This window comes from Lysinibacillus sp. RU7 (assembly GCF_057837305.1).
Genome location: NZ_JBYQFK010000212.1, coordinates 1 through 252, shown reverse-complemented (window position 1 = coordinate 252; position 252 = coordinate 1). Strand labels below are relative to the sequence as shown.

Sequence of the window (252 nt, the reverse complement as noted above, 5' to 3'; positions counted from 1 at the left end):
CCAGTTAGGCGGTGTGGAACCGATACTTTCCTGGTCGACATCCATCAGCCCTTTGAAGATTAAAGCTCCGTATTGGGTTTCAGAAAAATCACTGGAAAAATCAGCGGCTGTATTTAAAATCCTTTCGGGTAAAAAATAAGAGGAAAGCTGATGAATCTGCTTTATGAATTCACGGTTTTCATAGTCTCCGTATTTTTTCTGGAGATGCTTCGCCGCGTCTCTGATCATTTTCCGTTCCTGCGAAGTAATTTC

The 252-nt window shown here is 42.1% G+C and carries 1 protein-coding gene; it reads right to left on the bottom strand.

Annotation, left to right across the window (positions count from 1 at the left end; translation table 11 throughout):
* The coding region (locus tag AC3II9_RS22135) for a hypothetical protein (protein ID WP_489158886.1) at nt 1-252 on the bottom strand (252 nt) is incomplete at both ends.